Origin of the sequence: Stenotrophomonas sp. MYb57 (genome assembly GCF_002966815.1) — a bacterium.
GTDB lineage: Bacteria > Pseudomonadota > Gammaproteobacteria > Xanthomonadales > Xanthomonadaceae > Stenotrophomonas > Stenotrophomonas indicatrix.
In genome coordinates this window covers 4,327,372-4,349,855 of the sequence record NZ_CP023271.1, presented here as the reverse complement: position 1 = coordinate 4,349,855, position 22,484 = coordinate 4,327,372, and the positions used below count along the sequence as shown (strand labels likewise).

Annotated in this window: 19 protein-coding genes; 10 read left to right on the top strand and 9 right to left on the bottom strand. The window is 64.2% G+C overall.

Annotated features, from left to right (window positions below):
* The first annotated feature begins 646 nt into the window (after positions 1-646).
* From CLM74_RS19890 to CLM74_RS19880, 3 genes are read left to right on the top strand one after another with little or no spacing between them, the layout of a single operon-like run.
* Positions 647-2,962 carry an RHS repeat domain-containing protein gene (locus CLM74_RS19890; protein ID WP_158684168.1) on the top strand — a complete coding sequence of 772 codons (2,316 nt, stop codon included), beginning with the start codon at positions 647-649 and terminating at the stop codon, positions 2,960-2,962.
* Positions 2,962-6,711, top strand: a complete 3,750-nt coding sequence (locus tag CLM74_RS19885) for an RHS repeat-associated core domain-containing protein (protein ID WP_105164789.1) — start codon at positions 2,962-2,964, stop codon at positions 6,709-6,711. The genes CLM74_RS19890 and CLM74_RS19885 overlap by 1 nt, the downstream gene beginning before the upstream one ends.
* The gene (locus CLM74_RS19880; RefSeq protein ID WP_157804423.1) at positions 6,708-7,139 is read left to right on the top strand and encodes a hypothetical protein; all 432 of its coding nucleotides are present in this window, start codon (positions 6,708-6,710) and stop codon (positions 7,137-7,139) included. The genes CLM74_RS19885 and CLM74_RS19880 overlap by 4 nt, the downstream gene beginning before the upstream one ends.
* A 47-nt stretch (positions 7,140-7,186) precedes the next feature.
* Here the strand turns inward: CLM74_RS19880 and CLM74_RS19875 are convergent, their stop codons facing one another.
* Positions 7,187-7,438, bottom strand: a complete 252-nt coding sequence (locus tag CLM74_RS19875) for an accessory factor UbiK family protein (RefSeq protein ID WP_100437018.1) — start codon at positions 7,436-7,438, stop codon at positions 7,187-7,189.
* 158 nt (positions 7,439-7,596) lie between these two features.
* Here CLM74_RS19875 and CLM74_RS19870 point away from each other — a divergent pair, with 158 nt between their 5' ends.
* Positions 7,597-7,935, top strand: a complete 339-nt coding sequence (locus tag CLM74_RS19870) for a P-II family nitrogen regulator (RefSeq protein ID WP_032977217.1) — start codon at positions 7,597-7,599, stop codon at positions 7,933-7,935.
* A gap of 88 nt (positions 7,936-8,023) precedes the next feature.
* On the opposite strand, the gene CLM74_RS19865 is transcribed toward CLM74_RS19870, so the two are convergent.
* A complete protein-coding gene (locus CLM74_RS19865) occupies positions 8,024-8,683 on the bottom strand; it encodes an RIO1 family regulatory kinase/ATPase (RefSeq protein WP_032951715.1) in 660 nt (219 codons plus the stop codon).
* 441 nt (positions 8,684-9,124) lie between these two features.
* Between CLM74_RS19865 and CLM74_RS19860 the strand changes: the two genes are divergently transcribed.
* Positions 9,125-10,030, top strand: a complete 906-nt coding sequence (locus tag CLM74_RS19860; RefSeq protein ID WP_049465655.1) for an aspartyl/asparaginyl beta-hydroxylase domain-containing protein — start codon at positions 9,125-9,127, stop codon at positions 10,028-10,030.
* Positions 10,031-10,138: 108 nt separating this feature from the next.
* On the opposite strand, the gene speE is transcribed toward CLM74_RS19860, so the two are convergent.
* Positions 10,139-10,990: a polyamine aminopropyltransferase gene (gene speE, locus CLM74_RS19855; RefSeq protein ID WP_025874562.1), complete on the bottom strand. Its 852-nt coding sequence runs from the start codon at positions 10,988-10,990 to the stop codon at positions 10,139-10,141.
* 179 nt (positions 10,991-11,169) lie between these two features.
* On the opposite strand from speE, the gene speA reads away from it, so the two are divergent.
* Together speA and CLM74_RS19845 are read left to right on the top strand one after the other, a co-directional pair.
* Complete coding sequence (speA, locus tag CLM74_RS19850; RefSeq protein WP_025874563.1) at positions 11,170-13,059, top strand: arginine decarboxylase; 1,890 nt, start codon at positions 11,170-11,172, stop codon at positions 13,057-13,059.
* A gap of 43 nt (positions 13,060-13,102) precedes the next feature.
* The gene (locus CLM74_RS19845) at positions 13,103-13,423 is read left to right on the top strand and encodes a DUF6122 family protein (protein WP_105165055.1); all 321 of its coding nucleotides are present in this window, start codon (positions 13,103-13,105) and stop codon (positions 13,421-13,423) included.
* Between the two features lie 118 nt (positions 13,424-13,541).
* Here CLM74_RS19845 and CLM74_RS19840 read toward each other — a convergent pair whose 3' ends face one another.
* From CLM74_RS19840 to CLM74_RS19830, 3 genes are read right to left on the bottom strand one after another with little or no spacing between them, the layout of a single operon-like run.
* Positions 13,542-14,861 (bottom strand): sensor histidine kinase, encoded by a 1,320-nt coding sequence (locus CLM74_RS19840; protein WP_059065410.1) that lies wholly within the window; start codon positions 14,859-14,861, stop codon positions 13,542-13,544.
* Positions 14,858-15,517 carry a response regulator transcription factor gene (locus tag CLM74_RS19835; protein ID WP_025874566.1) on the bottom strand — a complete coding sequence of 220 codons (660 nt, stop codon included), beginning with the start codon at positions 15,515-15,517 and terminating at the stop codon, positions 14,858-14,860. The genes CLM74_RS19840 and CLM74_RS19835 overlap by 4 nt, the downstream gene beginning before the upstream one ends.
* Positions 15,517-15,807, bottom strand: coding sequence for a PepSY domain-containing protein (locus tag CLM74_RS19830; protein WP_025874567.1), 291 nt, complete (start codon positions 15,805-15,807; stop codon positions 15,517-15,519). The genes CLM74_RS19835 and CLM74_RS19830 overlap by 1 nt, the downstream gene beginning before the upstream one ends.
* Before the next feature lie 158 nt (positions 15,808-15,965).
* On the opposite strand from CLM74_RS19830, the gene CLM74_RS19825 reads away from it, so the two are divergent.
* Complete coding sequence (locus CLM74_RS19825) at positions 15,966-16,400, top strand: PepSY domain-containing protein (protein ID WP_025874568.1); 435 nt, start codon at positions 15,966-15,968, stop codon at positions 16,398-16,400.
* Between the two features lie 151 nt (positions 16,401-16,551).
* Here the strand turns inward: CLM74_RS19825 and CLM74_RS19820 are convergent, their stop codons facing one another.
* The 3 genes from CLM74_RS19820 to CLM74_RS19810 form a co-directional block, all read right to left on the bottom strand.
* Positions 16,552-17,043 carry a hypothetical protein gene (locus CLM74_RS19820; protein WP_025874569.1) on the bottom strand — a complete coding sequence of 164 codons (492 nt, stop codon included), beginning with the start codon at positions 17,041-17,043 and terminating at the stop codon, positions 16,552-16,554.
* Positions 17,044-17,168: 125 nt separating this feature from the next.
* On the bottom strand, positions 17,169-18,377 hold the full coding sequence (locus CLM74_RS19815) for an FAD-dependent oxidoreductase (RefSeq protein ID WP_088101773.1): 1,209 nt from the start codon (positions 18,375-18,377) through the stop codon (positions 17,169-17,171).
* 12 nt (positions 18,378-18,389) lie between these two features.
* Positions 18,390-18,884 carry a lipocalin family protein gene (locus tag CLM74_RS19810; RefSeq protein ID WP_025874571.1) on the bottom strand — a complete coding sequence of 165 codons (495 nt, stop codon included), beginning with the start codon at positions 18,882-18,884 and terminating at the stop codon, positions 18,390-18,392.
* Positions 18,885-19,066: 182 nt separating this feature from the next.
* Between CLM74_RS19810 and CLM74_RS19805 the strand changes: the two genes are divergently transcribed.
* The gene (locus tag CLM74_RS19805; protein WP_025874572.1) at positions 19,067-19,315 is read left to right on the top strand and encodes a hypothetical protein; all 249 of its coding nucleotides are present in this window, start codon (positions 19,067-19,069) and stop codon (positions 19,313-19,315) included.
* A gap of 90 nt (positions 19,316-19,405) precedes the next feature.
* Positions 19,406-21,832, top strand: coding sequence for a DUF3772 domain-containing protein (locus CLM74_RS19800; protein WP_105164788.1), 2,427 nt, complete (start codon positions 19,406-19,408; stop codon positions 21,830-21,832).
* Positions 21,833-22,484 lie beyond the last annotated feature (652 nt).

Below are 22,484 nucleotides of genomic sequence, written 5' to 3'. Positions count from 1 at the left end.
CGCAAGGCCCCCACGCACCGCCCGCCATAGCCGGCAGACGGATTGCCAGCCGGCACCACGCGTGGTGGTGCCGGCTGACAAGCGTAAACAACTTCCTAATAGCTCGGGTTTTCGACGCCCGGCCACCCGTTGTCGGTGGCTCTACCAGAGTTGCCTGATGTTGTTTGGAATGCCAAGGGGTTGGGGCCAAAGCCGCCAAAGCCCGAGACGTTTTTGGCATTGTCGCATAGCGTGGAACGCTGGGAGATGCCTAGGGCGCATGGCTCGAAGTGATTCTGGGATGTGGTCGCCAGACGTTTCCGTTGAACAATTCTGAACGCGGCAAATGCGACACAGCCCGCGCGGCGGCCGTTGAGTGCCTGCCCAGTGCGTGCAGGGCGACCAGTGACTTACTCGATTTCAGGCTGCCTAGTTAAACCGTCTGCAAAACCATGCGACGGCATCCTCGGATTATTCCTCCGCTGCTTTTCGGGTACATCCGCAGTGGCTGGCGGGACCTGGTTAGGAAAAAACCTACAAGACAATGCGGGGTTGTCTGACGAGTGAGCCATCGGATGACCGTGCAGAATCGGCAACGCTGTATGAACAGATTGTTCATTCTCGCCAGGGGGACATCATGGGATGCAATGGATGGAGGCTCGCTCCAGTGTTGCTGTGCTTCGCTGCGGCGTCGGTTTCGGCGCAGGAGTTCGTGGAAGCCGAATCCGAATATGCCAATCGCGTCGGCAAGGCCCAGCAACTAGGGAAGCTTGATGCAGGCGCCTTCGGCGAGAGCATTTCACTGTTCAATGGGCAGTTGAGCTTTTCGGTCACAGACATCGCCATCCCGGGTAACGCAGGGCCGCCTGTGGTGCTGAGTCGAAAGCGCAGCATCAGTGAGCGCTACCTGTATCAGGACAGTAAGCCTGGCGACCTTGCAGGCTTCTACGATTGGGATATTGATGTGCCCCATCTTGAGGGCGTTTTCAGTGCCCGCGGATGGGTGGTCGGGCCTGACAACGATGCGAACCGCTTCCAGCGCTGCTCACAACAGAAGCGGCCCTACATCGGCGATGGCGGCATTTCCTATTACCCGGAAACCGTGTTCTGGAACGGCTACGGTCTGAACCTTCCGGGGCAGGCGAGCGCGCAGATGCTGGTGGCGTCAGCCAACGTCCCTATGCCCGCCGATGGGCAGAGCTACCCTTGGGTGACAACCGGCAACGTACGCGTGCGGTGCTTGCCGCAGACCCAGAACGGAGTGCCTGGCGAGGCGTTCCTGGCGGTCACGTCGGATGGGACGAAGTACTACCTCAACTGGGTCGTGACGCGCGAAATGACCCGGATGAATTACAAGGATAATCCGCTGGCGCCAACCCGGTCGCTGTCGCGAACCCATGTCTTTTTCATGGCGACGCGCGTGGAGGATCGTTTCGGCAACTGGGTCAATTACGGATACAACGGCGACAAGCTGACGTCGATCACCAGCAGTGACGGGCGTGCCATCAACCTTGTATACGCCGGTGACCGCGTTGTCAGCGCCTCGGCTAACGGCCGAACATGGACCTACCAATACCGCGAACCCGGCGTACTGGGTTCACGTATTGATGGTGGACTGGCTGCCGTAGTGCTTCCCGACGGCACGCGGTGGACCTACACCGTGAGCGGCACGCTGCGCCCACCCAATTTTGGACATACGCCGGAGGGCTCCGAGTGCGATCCCCGTATGGGAACCGTCTACGGCCCCTACAGCTACGCGGTTGGTCATCCGGCGGGTGCGGTGTCTACCTACTCACTGGCCTATCGCTACTTCTACCGCGCTACCGACATCAGCCCGTGCTCGTCGCCTGAGCAGACGCCCTATATCGGTGTCTGGAACCTGCAGCAGCGGACCATCAGTGGGCCGGGCCTGCCATCAATGACAACCACCTACGGCTTCCAGGATGGCTTTTCAGCCGAGGGTCGCTGGACGACGGTGACCGAGCCTGACGGAAGCGTCACCAGCTATCTGTTCGGCGTTCGGCCGCGCGTCGATGAAGGCAAGGTGCTGGAGACCCGAACCGCCAATGCTGCGGGTGTGACGCTTCAAGGCGTGAAATACCAGTATCTGAGCAAGGAAGAGGCTGCTGGGCAGTTCATTCCTCTTGTGGGGCAATCGCTGAGCATCATGACCCCAACCGAAGGACTCATCGAGCCGCAGAAGCAGGTCGTCACCACGCGTGAGGCCACGGCATATACCGAGCGGGTGGATCTATTCGACCTCTTTGCGAGGCCGGTCCAGACCTACAGTGGAAGCGACCTGGCCGCGGCCAAGGACAGGGTTGTATTCCATGACCATCTCGCTAGCTGGACCTTGGGCCAGAAAGAACGCGTGGAAGATGTCGACACTGGTGTCGAGCAACATCGCACCGAGTTCAATGCACAGTCCCTTCCGCATTCCATATGGGTGTTCGGCAAGCTGAAGCAAACGCTGGCCTATGACTCACTGGGGAACCTCACGCAGGTGGTTGATGGCAACGGCAACACAACACAACTGCAGGATTACAAGCGGGGCACGCCTCGGCGCATCCTGTACGCCGATGGCACCAGCATCTCCGCCACGGTGGACGACAACGGCTGGCTGTTGAGCAGAACCGACGAAACCGCGGCGACCACTTCCTACGGCTACGACGCGGCCGGCCGCTTGGCTCTCATCCAGTATCCCGGCGGCGATAGCGTGGCGTGGAATGATTCGATCATCAGCTATCAGCGGACGACCGGGTCTGAACGAGGGTTGCCAGCGGGGCACTGGCGTCGCACGGAATCAACCGGAAATGCCCGGCGTATCACTTGGCATGACGCGTTGATGCGCCCTGTACTCACCGAGGACTACGACGCGACCAATCGCAGTTCAACGCTGCGGCAGGTCATCACATCCTATGACCACGCCGGCAGGACGATATTCCAGTCCTATCCCGGTCGCTATCGCGTGGAGGGGCCCTGATGCGAGTGCCGACAATGATGGAAGGGGACGTTCTGTCGCGCTGGCTGGGCGCACTGCTGCTGATGATCATGGCGCTAGCGATCAGTCCCGGCGTACACGCCCAAGCCTGGGTCAGGCTGACCGGCCCGGCGCAGACCGTCTACACAGCTCCAGCAACTGTGACCATGACGGTTGAGTTCGGAAGTACCAATGCGGGCCCAAAGTCCGAGTACATCGACAATGTCCGGCTGACGCAGAACGGCGTGCTTGTTACCAATTTCGCTTATGGCGCGTACACGGTGCATGGTCTGCCGCCAGGAACCTATCAGTACATGCTGACGGCGCAGGGTATCCGCAACCTCAACGGAGAGGAGATTGTCAGGTCGCTGCAGAGTGGGCCTGTGGTCATCACCGTCAATGCCCCTCCGGAACCCGTCAACTCAGCCGAGATGGTGTCTGCCTCGCTGTCAACCAATCGCGTTGTGGCCGGCCAGCCGTTCGTGGCGACGGTCACGATGAGGAATACCGGGGAAACCACATGGACCCCGGAAGGCGGATATGCACTCAGCATGCCCAACGACAATCCGGCGTACTGGCAGTCATCTAGCCTGCCCGTCCCAGGGCCAGTGCCGCCGGGAGCAACAGCGACCTTCAACGTCACTCTGGTTCCCAGCACGGGCGCGGCCAATGGAGGTTGGTATGGCGTGTCATTCCAGATGCACAGGAATGGGAACTGGTTTGGGCTCGCTTCAGGCCAGATCGGCTTCTTTATTTGGCAACCGGTCAACGGCGCTGAGTACCACAGTCAATCCGTAGCCAGTGAAATGAAGACTGCGGGAAGCCAATCCGCCGTAGTAAGCATGAAGAACACCGGCGACACCACGTGGTATCCGGGTAGCCACTGGTTGGGGGCCCAGAACCCTACCGATTCAACACTTTGGGGCAGCGCGCGCATTGCACTACCTCGCGCGGTAGCGCCGGGCGAATCTGTGGACATACCTGTGCCGATGCAGGCGCCGACAAGTCCAGGTGTCTACAACTTTCAGCGACAGATGTGGGCAGATGGGAAAGGCTGGTTCGGGCCTGCCACGCCGAACGTGGCGATCAACGTGACAGCGCCGGTGAACAATGCGCGGACTGAAGAGGGAGGTGGCTTCCCGATCGAAATGCAGACCGGTAGCACGATGCAGATGCGCCTTCGCTTTCGCAACACGGGTGAGACGACGTGGAGCAATGGAGCGGGTTATGCACTGGCAACCGAAAATCCCGCCGACAATACCGTCTGGAGTGCCGCACGCATTCCCCTGCCGTATGATGTGCCGCCGAACGGCATCGTCGAATTTCTATTCACGATCACTGCACCTTCGGTCGCCGGGCAATACCCGCTGCAGTGGCGGATGAACCAGGATGGGGTAGGTCGATTTGGCGATGCAACGGCCAATACCAATACCCGCGTAACGCTTCCGCCTCTGAAGGGTACTTGGACCGAGTACGATGCACTGGGACGCCCCACATCGGTTTCCCAGGATACCGAGTCCGGAGTGGCAACGAGCGTCATCACCTACGAGGCGGGCAATCGACGCACCACGGTGGATCCGCGAGGCTATACCACCCGCGTGCAGTACCTTGCGTTCGGTACACCGGCGCAGTCTGATGCAATTGCCATCGGCGCGCCCGAAGGGGAATTTACCGATATTCCCCGGGATCGCTATGGGCGGCCGGCGGCGATCGTACGTCGCAATGCAGACGGCAGCGTGCGCTTGCAACGCACGCTTGTGTACGGCGCTGGCGGGGAATTGTGCAAGGCCATAGAGCCTGAGTCTGGGGCTACTGTCATCGCCCAGGATGGCGCTGGCAACACTCTCTGGACCGCCAGTGGTTTGAACCTTCCGGATGCCGCCAACTGTGATCTGGCGGCGGCCCAGGGATCCGGGCGACGTATTGATCGGGCGTACGATGCGCGTAACAGGATTTCGACGCTGACGTTCCCCGATGGGAACGGAAACCAGGCTTGGAGTTACGCCGCAGATGGGCTTCCAACACAGATAGTCACGCTCAACGACGGTGGAGCGACCCAGACTACCAATGCGTACAGCTACAACAAGCGGAGGCTGATGACGGGCGAATCCACATCACAGCCCGGCTGGTTCACTTGGGGGCTCGGCTATTCTTACGACGCCAACGCATCGCGTTCCGGCATCCAGTACCCGAGTGGTATGTTCATTGCATTGGATCCGAATGCTCTGGGCCAGCCAAGCCGCGTCGGCATTTACGTGAATGGCGCTGAATACCATTCCAACGGAAGCCCATGGCGATTTACTTACGGTAACGGAGTCCAGTTCGTGCAGGAATTGAATGCACGGCACCTGCCTTCTCGGATCACTGCGTCACCAAACGTGCTCGGTCTGAGCTACGCATATGACGCGAGCGGAAATGTCAGCGCTATCCTTGATTCAATGGATGCGGGTCGTAACCGGCAGATGATCTACGACGGCATCGGACGCCTGACGCAAGCCACGTCGGTTGCCTTCGGTGGCGATGGAGTGATTCGCTACGCATATGATGTTCTTGGCAATATGGTGAGCGCCAAGTTGTCCGGACGCAAAGATCACACTTATGCCTACGATGCCCGTAATCGGCTCACCAATGTGATGTCAAGTGACGGTGCGACGACGACGGGCTTGGCGTACGACGTGCAGGGGAACCTGTCGATGCGGAATGGCCAGGCATTCGCGTTCGACTTCGGAAATCGACTGCGCTCGGCGCCAGGTCCAGAGAACTATCGCTATGACGGCCATGGGCGTCGCGTTCTGGCGTGGTTGCAGGGCAGTGGCTCGATTCTCTCCATGTACGACAGTGAGGGGAAGCTGCGTAGACAACAGAGTGAACGGGATGGAAAGATTCGGGAATACCTTTACATCGGGTCAACGCTAGTTGCAACATTGGAGACAGGGGCCGACGGGGTGGTCCACCCGAAGTACGCACACGCAGATGTACTTGGCTCACCCATTGCTACCACCGATGCCTCCGGAAGTGTGATTGAACGAAGTTTTTATGATCCCTACGGCGAACTGTTGAATCGTGGGCTGAGAGACGAAGTCGGATTTTCAGGCCATGTTAGTGATAGCCAGAATGGTATCTCTTACATGCAGCAGCGCTATTACGATCCGGTGGTTGGTCGCTTCCTCTCCGTTGATCCAGTTACGGCCCATGCCAGCCCCATGAACGCATTCAATCGATATTGGTACGCGAGCAATAATCCTTATCGATTCATCGATCCCGATGGTCGCTACAGCTGTGATGCCGCGATGTGCGCGCCGATCAAGGCCTATGTCGGGCAACTTAGGGAGTCGCGCGCTAACCTTAGAGACCGACGGGAGCAGCGCGTCGTAGACAAGATACTGCGTAGTATAGGAACCGAGGGCTCTCCAGGGCCGCATTATGTGTCCGGCGAGCTGGAGGGCAAGACGATTGCCAATACCAACCAGAAAGGAACAGTCACCGTCGATCTAAGTAAGGTCGACAGCCCGAAAACGGGCGCGCAGGTGATAGCACATGAAGACCAGCACGATATTGAGACGGCGGAGCGCGGACGTCCCGCAGCCACCAGTGATGAGGTTCGAGCCACTGAGGTGAGTGCCTATGGCACTGAGGCGATTGTTGCAAAGGGCCTTGGGATCAACATTAGCAAGGATGAACAGGCCAAGGGGGTGGAAGGTTCTGTTACAAACTGGGAGGCGCGTCAGCCCAAGACCGAGAAGGACAAATGAACATGAAATCAACATCACTGATGTTCATGCTGGGCCTACTCCTGTCTGCATGTGCCAATAGAGGCGCAACAGCTGTAAAAGACGATGCCAATGACGAGGTGCTGTGTGCCATTGCCAAGAATCCCAGCGCATATGATCGAGATGAGGTCGTGTTGTCAGCCCGTTACGTAACGGACAACCGCCACGAAGAGGTTCTGCGCAACTCCCGCTGCAGCGACGGTGCACAAATCCTCGATATCGGCAGGCATGGGGCTTCCAGTTCGGTTGCACGTTTCTACACTGAACAGAAGCGCATTTGCCTGAAGCGCAACACTCCCGGCCTATGCAACACCGCTGCCAACGTGCAGGTGTCGGGGCGGATTCGGCTGACGCAGGATCGCGCTGTATTCGATCTGGAGGAGGTGAGGTACTTCACATTTGACGAATGAGCGATGGTCCGCTTTTCGCCTCGCTCTGTGATGGGAGCGGCGTCACCTCAATGTGATTTCGAGCGGCCTTCCAGCTCGCGCACCGCCGTTTCCAGTGCATCCAGCTTCTCGCGGGTCTTCAGCAGCACTGCGCGCTGCACTTCAAACTCCTCGCGCGTCACCAGGTCCAGCTTGGCCAGGCCGGCCTGCAGCGCGCTCTTGAAGGTGGCCTGCAGTTCTTCGCGCGATTCGCGCAGGCCCGGCGGCACCAGGTCGCTGAGGCGACGGGCGAGGTCATCGATTTGGTTCAGGTCGATCATGGGGTGCTCCGTGGGGTGGTGGGCCTGCGCATCCGGCGCGGCCACGGCTGTTCGGCGCTAAGGATACTGCTGGCCCCGGCCCGCCGGACAGGCGCTGCGGGTTTCGCACCGGCCGCGTTCAGGCGCTATCCTCCACGCCGGAATACAGGAGATAGACGATGAAGATGGTCATGGCGGTGATCAAGCCGTTCAAGCTCGACGACGTGCGCGAAGCGCTGGCCGAGCGCGGGGTTACCGGGATCACGGTGACGGAAGTGAAGGGCTTCGGTCGCCAGAAGGGCCATACCGAGCTGTACCGTGGCGCCGAGTACGTGGTCGACTTCCTGCCGAAGGTGAAGCTGGAAGTGGCGGTCACCGACGATCAGGTGGAGGTGGTGGTGGAAGCCATCGTGAAAGCGGCGGGCACCGGCAAGATCGGCGATGGCAAGGTGTTCGTGTACGACCTGGGCAGCGTGGTGCGTATTCGTACTGGTGAGCTGGACGCGGACGCGTTGTAAGCCGCCGAGAGGGACGTGACCGGCGAGGTTTTGCGTCGCCGGAACGAAGAGCGGTCGAGCAAGCTCGACCCCTACCAGAGCGAAGCGCCTACCGGCGCTTGGCCCACTTGTAGAACCGCTTCCAGCCTTGGCGCACAGCCGCCACCCAACCGGGGTCGGCCACCATGGCCGCCTGCGCAGGGCTCGGCGCCTGCCCGGTCACGCGCTGGCGCATCTTCAGCAGGTTCTTCATGTCGCTGCGGCTCAGCTGCCGGCTCAGCGGGTTGCGGCGCAGCCAGCGCGGTACGCGCCAGGCCGAGGTGAAATCCAGCAGTACCGGCACGCCGGCGCTGACCACCACGTTGGTGCCATGCAGGTCGTTGTGGGTGATGCCGGCGGCATGCAGGCGGCTCAGCGCGTGCTGCAGCTGTTCGAACACTTCATTGCCCACGGCCTGCGCGGTGCTGAGGGTCTGGCCGGGGATGAATTCCATACCCAGGGCCAGGCCACCGAGTGTGCCGAGCAGGGCCGGGGCGTGCTTCCAGCCGCCCAGCCGCTCCAGCATGCGTGCCTCGCGGCGCACCATCAGCCGGGCGATCGGCGACACCGGGGTGCCACGGTAGCGGGAGTAGTCCTTCACCACCGCCGGACGGCCGTCCAGGCAGGTGCGGTAGACATCGGGGGCGAGGAAGCGCTCGCCGCGCTTGAGCAGCAGCGGCGCCACGGCGTCATCGCCGCAGGACGGGGAGGGAGTGATGGAAGGGATCATGTGGGGGTCTCGGGCGACCCGGTGGGCGGCGCTGAAGCGTCAAGCGAACCGGTACGACGGGGGAACTGGCTAAACTTTCGTTAAGTCAATTTTAGTACCGGCAAGTTCGCTATTCCACGATTTGTCGGAGAAATGTCGGCGTCGTGGCTGGAACAGTTCGTCGCGCTTTTTCGGACAATTCTGTCTCACTTTTCGAAAAGCAATTTGATTTCAATAGCTTGCAGATGCGTCCGGCAGCGCTCGCGGCGCGGCGCTGCGGCCCACGCACGCTTGGCTTGACCCCGGCGCACGGCCTGCCGACCATAAGCTGTTACACGCGACATCGACGGCCGCACCCACCCGGCACGTCCCCGTCTCCTGCCGCGTTCCCCCACTGATGCCGGCCCTGCGGCCGCATCGCCCTGTTTCCCTGTCCGGCGCGTGCTGGAGGAAAGTGCTTTGATCATCAAAATCGTACTTGCGGCGCTGTTCGTGTCCTGCGTGCTATACATCCACTTCCGTGGCAAGGTCCGTGCGCGCTGGTCGCGCCAGCTGCTGGACCATTCCAGCTTCATGGCCCCGATCAACGTGGTCATGTACATGTTCTCCAAGGTGCCGACCACGCCGTTCCTGGACCCGGGCAAGGAATTCCCGCAGCTGGAGCCGCTGCGGCAGAACTGGCAGATGATCCGCGACGAGGCACTGGCGCTGCGCGATGCGCAGGCGATCGCTGCCTCCAGCACGTTCAATGATGCAGGCTTCAATTCGTTCTTCCGCCGCGGCTGGAAGCGCTTCTACCTGAAGTGGTACGGCCCCTCGCACCCGTCGGCCAAGGCGATGTGCCCCAAGACCACCGCGCTGCTGGAATCGCTGCCGGACGTGCGCGCGGCGATGTTCGCGCAGCTGCCCTCGGGCAGCGAGCTGCGCCCGCACCGCGACCCGTTCGCCGGTTCGCTGCGCCTGCACCTGGGCCTGGCCACGCCCAACAACGATGCCTGCTACATCGAAGTGGACGGCATCAAGAAGAGCTGGCGCGACGGTGAGTGGATGATGTTCGACGAGACCTACATCCACCATGCGCACAACGAGACGCCCGATGACCGGGTGATCCTGTTCTGCGATATCGCCCGCCCGCTGCGCTTCGGCCTGCCGGGCCTGTTCAACCGCCTGGTGGCGTCCACGCTGCTGGCCGGTGGCGCCTCGCCGAACCTGCCGGGCGACCCGACCGGTGGCGTCAACAAGGCCTTCGGCAGCGTGTACAAGGTGCGGCTGAAGGCCAAGGCGCTGCGCGAGCGCAGCGTGGTGGCCTATCAGGTGATCAAGTGGGGCCTGGTGGTGGCGGTGATCGCCGGTATCTGGGCGCTGTAAGCGAACGGCCGCCGGGCATGGCCCGGCGCTACCGGAAAACGAAAAAACCCGCGCTGTCGCCAGCGCGGGTTCTTCTTTGGGTGGGTGCCGACCGTTGGTCGGCACGCCTTACTTCAGCGCCGCCTTCACGAACGGCGGGGTCACCAGCACGCCGGTGTGCAGCGCGGCGGTGTAGTACAGGGTATCGAAGGTCTTGGCGGCCGAATCGGCCTGGCGGAAGTCGAAGCTGCTGTCGCCCTTGCGCGCCAGGGTCACGCTCCACCAGCCGGTGGGGTAGCACGGCTGCGGGAACGGCAGGGTCTTGAACGAGCCGAAGCCGGCCTTGCCCATCTCGGTGCGCATTTCGTTGATCAGTTCCAGCTGCATCAGCGGCGACTCGGACTGCTGCACCAGGATGCCGTCGTCCTTCAGGGCCTTGAAGCAGCTCTCGTAGAACGCCTTGTTGAACAGGCCTTCACCCGGGCCGACCGGATCGGTCGAATCGACGATCACCACGTCCACGCTGCCGGCCGGGCAGTTGGCCATGTAGGCCACGCCGTCGTCGAACATCAGCTCGGCGCGCGGGTCGTCGTTGGAATCGCACAGTTCCGGGAAGTGCTTGCGCGCCATCACCGTCACCTGCTCGTCGATGTCGCACTGGGTCACGCTCTCCACGCCCTTGTGCTTGAGCACTTCGCGCAGGGTGCCGCAGTCGCCGCCGCCGATGATCACCACGCGCTTGGGCGCGGCGTGGGTGAACAGCACCGGGTGGCTGATCATCTCGTGGTAGAAGAAGTTGTCCTTGCTGGTCAGCATGATGGCCCCATCGATGGTCATCAGGTTGCCCCAGTCGGTGGTCTGGAAGATCTCGATCTTCTGGAAGGGCGACTGCACTTCGTCCAGCTTGCCGGTGATGCGGTAGCCGATGGCCGAGCCGGTGCGCTCGAAGTGTTCGATGTACCAGTTGCTGTTGTCAGTCATGGGAAAGCATTCCTGTTCGGAGGGGATGGAGCCGGGCTGAAGGCGGGGTGCCACGCATCCGGACGGATCGGCCCGTTCAGGTTCAGACCTGCCACGGGCGCGGGCGCGCATGATAACGAACCTGTGGGCATATAGGCGTTATCATGCCCCCCCTTTTATTTGCCACAAGGCCGACTGCAATGACCGATTGGTCCCTCGACCAAGCCCGCAAGACCTACTCGATCCCGCACTGGGCGGATGGTTATTTCGACGTGGATCAGGCCGGGCACATGGTGGTGAGACCGACCGGGGCGGATGGCCCGGTGGTGTCGCTGCCCAAGGTGGTCGATGCCGCGCGCGCGGCCGGTGCCAAGCTGCCGCTGCTGGTGCGCTTCCCGGACATCCTCGGCCAGCGCCTAGGCAAGCTGCAGGCGGCGTTCGCCCAGGCCCAGCAGGATTGGGACTACCCGGGCGGCTACACCGCCGTGTACCCGATCAAGGTGAACCAGCACCGCGGCGTGGCCGGCACTCTGGCCAGCCACCACGGTGAAGGCTTCGGCCTGGAAGCGGGCAGCAAGCCGGAACTGATGGCAGTGCTGGCGCTGTCGCGCCCGGGTGGCCTGATCGTCTGCAACGGCTACAAGGACCGCGAGTACATCCGCCTGGCCCTGATCGGCCGCAAGCTGGGCCTGCAGACCTTCATCGTCATCGAGAAGCCGTCCGAGCTGAAGCTGGTGCTGGAAGAGTCCAAGGCACTGGACGTGAAGCCGGGCCTGGGCGTGCGCATGCGCCTGGCCTCGCTGGGCGCCGGCAAGTGGCAGAACAGCGGTGGCGACAAGGCCAAGTTCGGCCTGTCCCCGCGCCAGCTGCTGGACCTGTGGAAGTCGCTGCGCGATACCGAATACGCCGACTGCCTGAGCCTGCTGCACTTCCACATGGGCTCGCAGATCTCCAACGTGCGCGACATCGCCAACGGCATGCGCGAAGCCACCCGCTACTTCGTCGAGCTGTCACAGCTGGGTGCGAAGATCACCCACGTCGACGTGGGCGGTGGCCTGGGCGTGGACTACGAAGGCACCCGTTCGCGCAGCTTCTGCTCGATCAACTACGGCCTCAATTCGTACGCCAGCAACATCGTTCAGCCGCTGGCCAATGCCTGCGAAGAACACGGCTTGACCCCACCGCGCATCGTCACCGAGTGTGGCCGTGCGATGACCGCGCACCACGCGGTGCTGATCGCCAACGTGTCTGAAGTGGAACAGGCGCAGGAAGGCCGCGTGCCGGACCAGCACGATGACGAGCCGGCTTCGATCCGCCACCTGCGCGAGATCCACGAAGAACTGGACGTGCGCCCGGCGGTGGAGCTGTTCCAGGAAGCACAGCACTTCCACGCCGAAGGCCTGTCCAGCTATGCGCTGGGCCAGATCGACCTGCCGCAGCGTGCACGCATCGACGATCTGTTCTATGCCATCGCCCATGGCGTGCGTGCGCGCCTGAGCTACGACGAGAAGAGCCATCGCCCGGCGCTGGATGAACTGAACGAGCGCCTGGTCGACAAGTACTTCGTCAACTTCAGCGTGTTCGAATCGATTCCTGATGCGTGGGCGATCGACCAGGTGTTCCCGATCGTGCCGATCGAGCGCTTGAACGAGGCGCCGGATCGCCGCGGCATCATCGCCGACATGACCTGCGATTCCGATGGCATGGTCAAGACCTACGTCGAGAACGAAAGCCTGGACAGCTCGCTGCCGCTGCACGCGATCAAGCACGGCGAGAGCTACCGCATCGGTTTCTTCATGGTCGGTGCCTACCAGGAAATCCTCGGCGACATCCACAACCTGTTCGGCGATACCGACGCGGTGGAAGTGCTGGCCGATGCCGATGGCTATGCCATCACCCAGCAGCGCCGCGGCGATACCACCGACGTGATGCTGGACTACGTGGGCTACAAGCTGGATGACCTGCGTGCGGCCTACGCCGAGCGCGTGGCATCGGCAGACCTGTCGCCGGAACGCGCGCAGGAGCTGTCCGAAGCGCTGGAAGCGGGCCTGACCGGTTACACCTACCTGTCCGACGAACCGTTGATCTAAGGGTGACGGTAACGCCGGGCATGGCCCGGCGCTACCGGTGCTGATGGGCGCCCGCGCGATCTTTCATCTGTTCCTGCATGCCGCCGTGCCAGCTCTGCTGGCATGGCTGTTCTGGCGCAAGCGCTTCGCCTCGGCGTGGGTGTTGCTGCTGCTGGGCTGGATCATCGATCTGGACCACCTGCTGGCCGATCCGATCTACGCCCCGAACCGCTGCAGCATCGGCTTCCACCCGCTGCATACCGCACCGGCGATTGCCGTGTATGCCGGGCTGTGCGTGCCGAAGAAAACGCGGCTGGTGGGCATCGGTTTGATGATCCACATCGTGCTCGATGCCATCGACTGCTGGTGGATGCATCACCGCTGAGGCTTGGTAGATGCCGACCTTGGTCGGCGCTCTTGATGCGCGTCGACCACGGTCGACACCTGCCGGCGCGCGCGTGATCCGGTAGCGCCGGGCCATGCCCGGCGAGCGCAGCGGCGCGTCACCCCATCGGCAACCACAACGTGGCGCGCAATCCCGGTTGTGCATTCTCCAGCGCCAGCCGTCCACCATAACTGGCGGCGATATCACCGACGATGGCCAGGCCCAGGCCGCTGCTGTTTTCGCGCTCATCCAGCCGCACGCCACGCTGGGTCACCTGCGCCAGCGCTTCGGCTGCCAGCCCGGGACCGTCGTCGCGCACATCAATGCGCAACTGTTCGTCGTCCACGCGCGCAGTGACTGTCACCTCCCGCTGTGCCCACTTGCCGGCGTTGTCGAGCAGGTTGCCAAGCATCTCTTCCAGGTCGGCGCTGGCACCGGCGAACTGCAGGTCGTCGGCAATGCCTTCGGCCTGGAACTGCAGCGCACGGTCGCCATGCACGCGTGCCATCAGCCCGCACAGCGCCTGTGCCACCGTGGCCACCGGCGTGCGTTCGCGATGGTCGGCGGTCAGCCCGGCGGCAAGGTAGCGATCGACGCTGGCCTGCATGCGTGCGCCCTGTTCGCGCAGCGTCGCGCGCCACGCGCGGCCCTCGCCATCGGCTTCGGCGGCGAGCACGCTCAGCGGTGTCTTCAGCGCATGCGCCAGATCCTGTGCGCTGGTGCGGGCGCGGCCCACCATCCGTTGCTGGTGGTCGAGCAGGGTATTGAGCTCTTCGCCGAGCGGTGCGATTTCAGCGCCCAATCCGGCCGTATCGACGCGCTGTGCATCGCCGCGGCGCACGCGTTCCAGCTGCGCACCGAGACGCTGCAGGGGCCGCAGGCCGAAATGCACCTGGCTGGCCAGTACCGCCAGCCACGCCGCCACCAGCACGGCCAACGCCATTGCGCTGCGCTGGCGGAATGCGGCGACGTCCGCATCCAGTGCACTGCGGTCGGTGGCGACCACGGCGACATAGGGTTGGTTGGCGCGGGGCAGGCGCACCGGCTGCACGCGCGCGCGCAGCGATTGCTGCAGCGGGCCCGGCAGATTGCGTTCGGCCGTGCCAGTGGCGGCCACTGGCAGCGTTTCGTCCCACAACGAACGTGACTGCAGCAGCACCTTGCCGCTGCCATCGGCGATCTGCCAGTACGCGCCGGAGAACACGCGCTGGAAGCGCGCATCGTTGGGTTCCTGGCGCAGCTGCAGCTGGCCATCGGCATCGATCTCGGCCTGCGCCAGCAGGGTCAGCATGTCCTGCTGCAGTTCGTTGTCTAGGCGGTCGCGCGCGCTGCGCTTGAATAGTTCCCCCAGCAGCGCACTGGCCAGTGCCGAGACCAGCAGCAGGCCGATGCCACCGGCCAGCAGCAGCCGGCGTCGCAATGACGGCTGCCGGCTCACGGCGCGGCCAACCGCCAGCCTTGGCCGCGTACGGTCTGGATCAGGTCGGTGCCGAGCTTGCGGCGCACCCGCCCCAGCAATACGTCCAGCGCATTTGAATCCGGGTCATGACCGCCATCGAACACATGTTCGCCCAGGCGGTCGCGGCCGATCACCTGGCCGCTGTGGTGGATGAAGTAGCTCAGCAGGCGGAATTCCTGCGGGCTCAGCGCCAACGCCTGCCCATCCAGGTCGAAGCGCCCGGCATTGACGTCCAGCTGCAGCGGACCGCACTGCAACCGTGGACTGGCATGGCCGTGGCTGCGGCGGATCAACGCGCGCAGGCGCAGCACCAGTTCGTCGGCCTGGAAGGGTTTGGTCAGGTAGTCGTCGGCGCCGGCGTCGAAGCCGGCCAGCTTGTCATGCCAGCGCCCGCGCGCGGTCAGCACCAGCACGGGAAAGTCGCGGCCGTTGCCGCGCCAGCGTTCGATCACGCTCAGGCCGTCCAGCCCGGGCAGGCCCAGATCGACGATGGCGGCCTGCAGGTCTTCCACCTGGCCGATCTCCTCGGCCTGGCGACCATCGGCCACCACCTCGACCACGTAACCGGCCTGCTCCAGCAGCGGCTGCAGGCGCTCTGCCAATGCGGCATCGTCTTCGGCCAACAGGATGCGCATCAGTCGTCCAGCTCCGTCTTCAACAGCCTGCCGTTGCGCGCATCATAGTCCAGCTCCACCACCACGCCGTCGGCGCGCAGGATCTCCACTTCGTACACGCCATCGTCCAGTTCCACTTCCAGCAGCTGGCCGGGGTGGCGCTTGAGCGCATCGCGCACCACGCCTTCCAGCGGCACGTAGCGGCCCTGCTGCACCGCGCGACGTGCGACCTGCTGCGCCGGGTCCTGGGCAGGGCCGGCGGCGGTCGGGGCGCTGGCCAGGGCCAGCAGCAGGGACAGGGAGGGCAGGATCGGCACGTGAGTGGCTGGAAGCATGGGGGAACAAGTGACAGGCGCGAGTGTGCCGCGGCCGACTAACGGTTGGCTAACAGCGCCGGCTAGGCCGCTGTTAACCACGCCGTGCATCGTGGCGTTGCCGGGATGGTCCGGCAACGAACAGGAGAACCCCCATGTTGAAATCGCTCACCCTCGCCACCGTTGTCGCCCTGGCCGTGGCCCCCGCCGTACAGGCCGCGCCGCTGGGCATGGCCCAGGTCGAACAGACCCTGCGCAAGGCCGGCTACACCCAGATCCATGAGATCGAGCGGGATGATGGCCTGTGGGAAGCCGATGTCAGCCGTGCCGACGGTCGTTTCAGCGAGGTGTATGTGGACCCGAAGACCGGCGAGATCTTCGACGAGCACGATGGGCGTGCGCAGCTGAGCACCGAGCAGGTGCTGGCCAAGGCGCAGTCGCAGGGCCTGCGCGAGATCCATTCGCTGGAACGCGATGGTGCGACGTGGTCGCTGGAAGCGCGCAATGCCCGCAACCAGAAGGTGGAAGTGCGCCTGAGCGGTCATGACGGCCGCATCCTGCACAGCGAGCGCGATGGCTGGCTGGATTGACGCCTGCTTCGGGATGGGGCGTGTCGCTGGTAGCGCCGGGCCATGCCCGGCGAGCGCAGCGGACGCATCAGGCCGCCGGGCATGGCCCGGCGCTACCTTCCGCTGTTACCAGTAGAGGCCGACCTTGGTCGGCCCAGGCCCGACGCGGGGCTTACCAGCCGTAAGGCGGCGGGTAATCCCAATAGCCCGGGCCACCACCGTAATACCCACCACCGCCGTACGGCCCGAAGAAGCCCGGGCCCTTGCCTTCGCTCACGTGGATGTTGACGTTGACCCCACGGGTCTTGCCTTCATCGTTGGTGTAGTTCTTGCTGAGATTCAGCGTGGCGGCGTTGTAGTGGGTGTTGCCGTAATTCTTGGCATAGCCGATGCCGGTGGTGAAGCTGCCGGAGACCTTGACCTTGTCGTCCTGCACGTCGGCGATCCTGCCGTCGCCGTGCACGCGCGGGCCGGTCTTGTCGCCGTAGAACGTGCCGGGCGGATCCTGTTGCAGCGTCGGATCGTTGAGATAGCGCATCGGTGTCTGCGGCACGGACAGGTCCAGGCCGGACGCCTGCGGCGCGGTGGCGCCGGCAGCGGACTGCGCCAACGCGGTCCCGGGCAGGGCGGCCAGGCACAGCAGCAGGGTCAGGGGGCGGATCATGACGGCACTCCAGCGCAGAGGGGCCGCGCAGCACGCGGCGGTACAGGCCGACGCTAGCAGGCGTTGCTTGAATGATGCCTGTCGGCGCCCGTTTGCGGTAGAGCCAGGCCATGCCTGGCTTCACGCTACAACCGCCCGAACCCGAACAGGTCCTGCAGCGGGTGCCGTCGCCGCTCGATCCGCGCCCGCAGCAGCCCGGCGCCGATCATCGAATAGGTGATGCCGTTGCCACCATAGGCCATGGCGAACTGTACCCGTGGCCCCCATTGCGCATGCGGCCCGAAGAACGGCAGGCCGTCAGCGGTCTCGGCAAAGGTGCCCGCCCATGAAAACGCCGGGGTCGGCTGCAGGTGCGGGAACCATTGCAGCAGCTGCTTCATCAGTTTGCGGGCCTTGCTGTCCACCCGGCCATCGCGGCGGGCGGGAATATCGATGGCATCGTCCAGCCCGCCCACCAACAGCCTGCGGTCGCCAGTGGCACGCAGGTACAGGTAGGGGCGCGCGCTCTCCCAGACCATCGTGCGCTGCAGCCAGCCCAGTTCATCGGCGTTGATCGGGTCGGTGATGAACGCATAGCTGCTGCGGTTGCGGGCCACGCGCGGGTCCAGCCACTGCTGGTTGGCATAGCCCATCGCCAGCACCACGTGGCGGGCGCGGATCTGCATGCCGGATTCGGTGCGGGCGGTTACGCCGCGCGCGGTGGGGGTGAGGGCATGCAGCACGGTGCGGTCATGCACAGTGCCGCCGCGCCGCTGCAACCGCCGCAGCAGCCCGTAAGTGAAGCAGTAGGGATCAACCCGTGCGGCCTGGCGGGTCAGCAGGGCGCCTCCGGCATCGACGCTGAAACGTTCCTGCAGCGCATCCCGGTCCAGCCAGCGCGCATCCAGGCCGATGCCACGGCGCGCCTCGCCTTCGGCCATCAGCCGCGGTACGTCACGGCGACGGCTGGCCAAGTACAGGCTGTCCATCTGCTTGAAGTCGACGTCCTTCAGGCCGCGCGCGACCTCGCCCAATGCAGGGATCGCGTCCGCACAGGCCTGGTAGGCCAGCGCCGCAGCATCCTGGCCATACTGCGAGGCCAGCTCCAGCAGGTGGGTATCGATCTCGTACTGCAGCAGCGCGGTGCTGGCTGCGGTGCTGCCCCAGCCGATGTCACGCTGCTCGATCAGCGCAACGTCGTGGCCATGGGCCGACAGCTCATCGGCGATCAGCGCGCCGGTGATGCCACCACCGACCACCAGCACATCGCACTGCAGATCCTGTTCCAGCGGCGGAAAGGCCTGGATCAGGCCGTTGCGCACCGCCCACCACGGGTAGCCACTCTTCAGGTCCATGCGGGTTCGTGCTCAGGCGGTGGGGTGGCCGGTATGCGGGGTCAGGATCAGTTCGGACAGATCGAAGCCCTGCAGGCGCGCGCTGGCCAGATAATGTTCCTGCACGGTGGCATCGAGCCGGGGCTCACGTGCCAGCAGCCACAGGTACTTGCGATCCGGGCTGCCGACCAGGGCAACGCTGTAGTCCGGCGCCACCTGTATCACCCAGTAGTCACCCTTGGCGAAGGGCAGCCAGCGCAGGCCCTTGGGCAGGAAGCTGACTTCCAGCCGCGCGCTGTCGTTGTCGATCGCGCAGGCCTCTCCGGTGGCTTCCTCGATCTCGCCGTCCATGCGGCAGCGGTTGGTGACGCCCACGTTGCCGTTGTCGAGCAGCTGGTAATGGGCCGACACATCGGTGCAGCCCTCCGGCTCGTGGCGCATCGGCAGGCGGGCGATCTCGTACCAGGTGCCCAGGTAGCGGGGCAGCTTGAGGTCGGTGACGGTCTTCAGGGGAGGCAGGTCGGTCATTGTCAGGCGTGGCAGGAGAGGACCTCCACGATGCCGAGGACACTGCCACGGGCGGGTGAAGCCGGGGCGAGGGCCATGTCCAGAACATTCCATCGCCCGGGCGGAGCGCGTGCCGTCATCGGCGCAGCGGTATGCTTCCGCCAGCGCCGCGTTTTTCCGATCCAACCGAAGTGGAGGTGCCGATGTACCAGGTGATCCTGTTGAAGAGTGAAACCCAGTTCGCCCGCGAGCAGTGGCCGCAGGTGGACGATCTGGTGGACTACGAAGGCGTGGCCTACAGCCTGCGCGCCGGGCCGCGCCAGCCGTTGCCGACCGACCACGCCTGGCACCCGATCGCGGTGTATGCGCCGGATGAGATCACCGAGGAAGAATTCCAGGACTGGTACGCGCTGCAGCAGCCGCAGGTGGAAGAGCTGCGCCTGAAGTACTGAGCCGCAGCCAGCGGCCAGCGCCTGCGCATCCGCCGTTTACAGTACCTGCCGTATAGTCGCGCGCAGGCGCGGTGGTCCGCGCAAAACGGTATGGCTGGCTTGTCTTCCTTCTTCCGAACGATCCTGGTGCGTGGCCCCTGGTTGGCCCTGCTGTTGTGCTGCACGCTGCTGCTGGCTGTGCCGGCGCTGGCCCAGGATGACGACCCCACGCCCAAGCAGCAGCTGGCGCAGATCGACAGCACGCTGAAGGATGTTGAGCGCAAGCGCGTTGATGCTGCAGCGGTGGAAACCCTGTCGATGCTGTCCGAGGAGGCTTCGCAGGCGCGACGCGATGCTGAAGCCCTGGAGAAAGCGCTGCAGCCGCAGCTGGATCGGCTCGACGAACAGCTGGCGCAGTTGGGTACGCCCGCCGAGGGAACCACCGAGCCGCCGGAGCTGGTGACGCAACGGCGGACCATTACCCGCCAGCGCGATGGCCTGATGGCCTCAATGGCGCAGGCAAAGGCCAGCGCGGTGCGCGCCCAGCAGATGGCGGCCGACATCGACCAGCAACGCACGGCACAGCGCACGGAGGAACTGGGGCAGAAGGTGGCCTCGCCGCTGTCTCCTGCGCTGTGGACCAAGGTGGCCGAGCGCTTGCCGATCGATATCGCACGCGTCGCCCCGCTGGCGCAGATGGGCCGGGATGCGCTGGTCGCCGGCATCCGTACCCATGGTTGGGGCACCCTGCTGCTGGGCGTGGCAGCTGCACTGGTGATGATGTTCCCGCTGCGCCTGTGGCTGCGCGCGCTGGGACGGCGGTTTGCTGCATCCGAACGTGCGCCTGACGGCCGACTGCGCCGTTCCGGGCTCGCCATGTGGCTGCTGCTGGTCGGTACGCTGCTGCCCGGCTACGCCGTGGTGGTGCTGATGGCGGCACTGGATGCGATCAATGCGATCGCACCGCGCCTGCAGGTGGTGGCCGAGGGGATTGAGACTGCCACCTTCCGCGCGGCCTTCATTGCCGCGCTCAGCGCCTGCATGTTGGTGCCCCAGCGCCCGTCATGGCGCCTGTTGAATCTCGATGACACCGCCGCGCTGAAGCTGCGCAAATACGCTTGGGGTGCGGCGGCCCTGGCCTGGTTGAGCACGGTGCTGGTGGCTGTCGACCAAGCCACCCGCACCAGCGACGTCACCACGGTGGCGCTGGACGGCGTGATCGCGCTGACCTATCTGGGCCTGATCATGGCCATGCTGGTCACCCTGGCGCGCCTGCATCGGCGCCAGACCGCCGAGGCCGAGGCGAAGCTGGAAGCGCAGGCCGACGGCCAGGGCGCGGCCGTTCCGGTGCGGCGCAGCAGCTGGCTGGTGCTGGCACGGGTGGCCGGCAACATCGCCGTGGTGGCCGCGATCATCGCCACCCTGATGGGCTATGTGAACTTCGCCAAGTTCGTCAACCAGCAGCTGATCGGCGGCAGCATCGTGGTGCTGGCGGCGACGCTGCTGTTCAAGTTCGTCGATGATTTCTCCACCTGGCTGCTCAACGCCGACAGCAAGGTCGGCCAGACCATCCTGCTCAGCACCGGCCTGAGCGTGTCGCGGCTGGAGCAGGCCGGTGTGCTGCTGTCTGCCGTGCTGCGCACGTTCGTGGTGCTGATCGCGCTGCTGGCACTGGCGGCGCCGTTCGGCAACATCGGCTCGGTGGTCGAGCGCGTCGCTTCGCTGGCCAACGGCATTTCCATCGGCGACATCACGCTCAAGCCTGCGCGTATCGCCATCGCCCTGCTGGTGATGCTGGTCGGGTTGGGGCTGACGCAGCTGCTGCAGCGCTGGTTGACCGACACCTACCTGCCCAAGACCGAACTGGACCTGGGCGCGCGCAATTCAATCAGCACGATCACCCGCTACGTGGGCATCATCCTGGTGGCGCTGTGGGCGCTGACCGCCATGGGCCTGAACCTGAAGAACCTGGCGTTGCTGGTCAGTGCGCTCTCGGTAGGTATCGGCTTCGGCCTGCAGGCGATCATCCAGAACTTCGTCTCCGGCCTGATCCTGCTGACCGAGCGGCCGGTGAAGATCGGTGACTGGGTGAAGCTGGGCGATCAGGAAGGCGACATCCGCCGCATCAACGTGCGCTCCACCGAGATCCAGGTGAGCGACAAGTCCACGCTGATCGTGCCCAACTCGGAACTGATCACCAAGACCATCCGCAACATGACGATGGGCAACAACCAGGGGCGCATCCAGATCCAGTTCGCGGTGCCGGCCAGCACCGATGTCGCGGGCCTGCGGCAGGCGTTGCTGGATGCCTACGGTGCCCACAACACGGTGCTGCAGCAGCCGGCGCCGTCGGTGTACATCGACAGCATCGCTGGCGGCCAGATCACCATCAACAGCTTCGCCTACGTGGCCAGCCCGCGGCAGGTGTATGGCACGCGCAGCGATCTGTATTTCAGCCTGCTGCAGATCCTGGCCGAGCGGAACATCCCGCTGTCCACGCCGACCGACATCCACATCACCCGCGATCCGCCGCAGTAAGAGGGTGGGGCGGCAGGGCTGCGCCCTGCACCCGCCGAAGCGGTAGTGCCGGCCGCTGGCCGGCAACCTCAGGAGCAACAGCAACAGCAACAGCAACAGCAACAGCGGGTTTCCTGTGGGATGGCGGGGTGGGTCCGGTTGCGGGGGACGCCGTAAACCCGTCCTTGGGGGCTTGGCCGCGGCATCCATGCCGCGGACACCCCTGCAACCGCACCCACCCCGCCTTCGACAGATTTCTGCGATCTGGCGGGATGGCATGGCCTGCTTTTGGTGGGTGTCGACCTTGGTCGACACGTAGATCCACGCCATGCGTGGATGCTCTTCGATGAACTATCGAAATATTCGATTTCATGCAGATGGGGTCAGATCCGTTTTCCGCAAGAAAACGGATCTGACCCCGGATTGATTTCCATATCTGACAGAAGTGTCGACCAAGGTCGACACCTACCGACAGCTGCAGGAATCTGTCAGAGGCGGGGCGGTGTGGGTTGGCAGGACCGTTGGCGCCATGGATGGCGCCATCGAGCCCCCAAGGACGGGTTTACGGCGTGTTCTGCCAACCCACACCGCTCCGCCACCCCACGGAACCCCAGCTGTTGCTGTTGCTTCGGCTGTTGCCGTTGAGGTTGCCGGCCAGCGGCCGGCACTACTG

Coding starts and splice junctions, on each gene's coding strand:
- CLM74_RS19885 (WP_105164789.1), top strand. CDS start 2,962: ATGCGAGTGCCGACAATGATGGAAGGGGACGTTCTGTCGCGCTGGCTG.
- CLM74_RS19880 (WP_157804423.1), top strand. CDS start 6,708: ATGAACATGAAATCAACATCACTGATGTTCATGCTGGGCCTACTCCTG.
- CLM74_RS19875 (WP_100437018.1), bottom strand. CDS start 7,438: ATGATCGACCTGAACCAAATCGATGACCTCGCCCGTCGCCTCAGCGAC.
- CLM74_RS19870 (WP_032977217.1), top strand. CDS start 7,597: ATGAAGATGGTCATGGCGGTGATCAAGCCGTTCAAGCTCGACGACGTG.
- CLM74_RS19865 (WP_032951715.1), bottom strand. CDS start 8,683: ATGATCCCTTCCATCACTCCCTCCCCGTCCTGCGGCGATGACGCCGTG.
- speE (WP_025874562.1), bottom strand. CDS start 10,990: ATGACTGACAACAGCAACTGGTACATCGAACACTTCGAGCGCACCGGC.
- speA (WP_025874563.1), top strand. CDS start 11,170: ATGACCGATTGGTCCCTCGACCAAGCCCGCAAGACCTACTCGATCCCG.
- CLM74_RS19845 (WP_105165055.1), top strand. CDS start 13,103: ATGGGCGCCCGCGCGATCTTTCATCTGTTCCTGCATGCCGCCGTGCCA.
- CLM74_RS19835 (WP_025874566.1), bottom strand. CDS start 15,517: ATGCGCATCCTGTTGGCCGAAGACGATGCCGCATTGGCAGAGCGCCTG.
- CLM74_RS19825 (WP_025874568.1), top strand. CDS start 15,966: ATGTTGAAATCGCTCACCCTCGCCACCGTTGTCGCCCTGGCCGTGGCC.
- CLM74_RS19820 (WP_025874569.1), bottom strand. CDS start 17,043: ATGATCCGCCCCCTGACCCTGCTGCTGTGCCTGGCCGCCCTGCCCGGG.
- CLM74_RS19815 (WP_088101773.1), bottom strand. CDS start 18,377: ATGGACCTGAAGAGTGGCTACCCGTGGTGGGCGGTGCGCAACGGCCTG.
- CLM74_RS19810 (WP_025874571.1), bottom strand. CDS start 18,884: ATGACCGACCTGCCTCCCCTGAAGACCGTCACCGACCTCAAGCTGCCC.
- CLM74_RS19805 (WP_025874572.1), top strand. CDS start 19,067: ATGTACCAGGTGATCCTGTTGAAGAGTGAAACCCAGTTCGCCCGCGAG.
- CLM74_RS19800 (WP_105164788.1), top strand. CDS start 19,406: ATGGCTGGCTTGTCTTCCTTCTTCCGAACGATCCTGGTGCGTGGCCCC.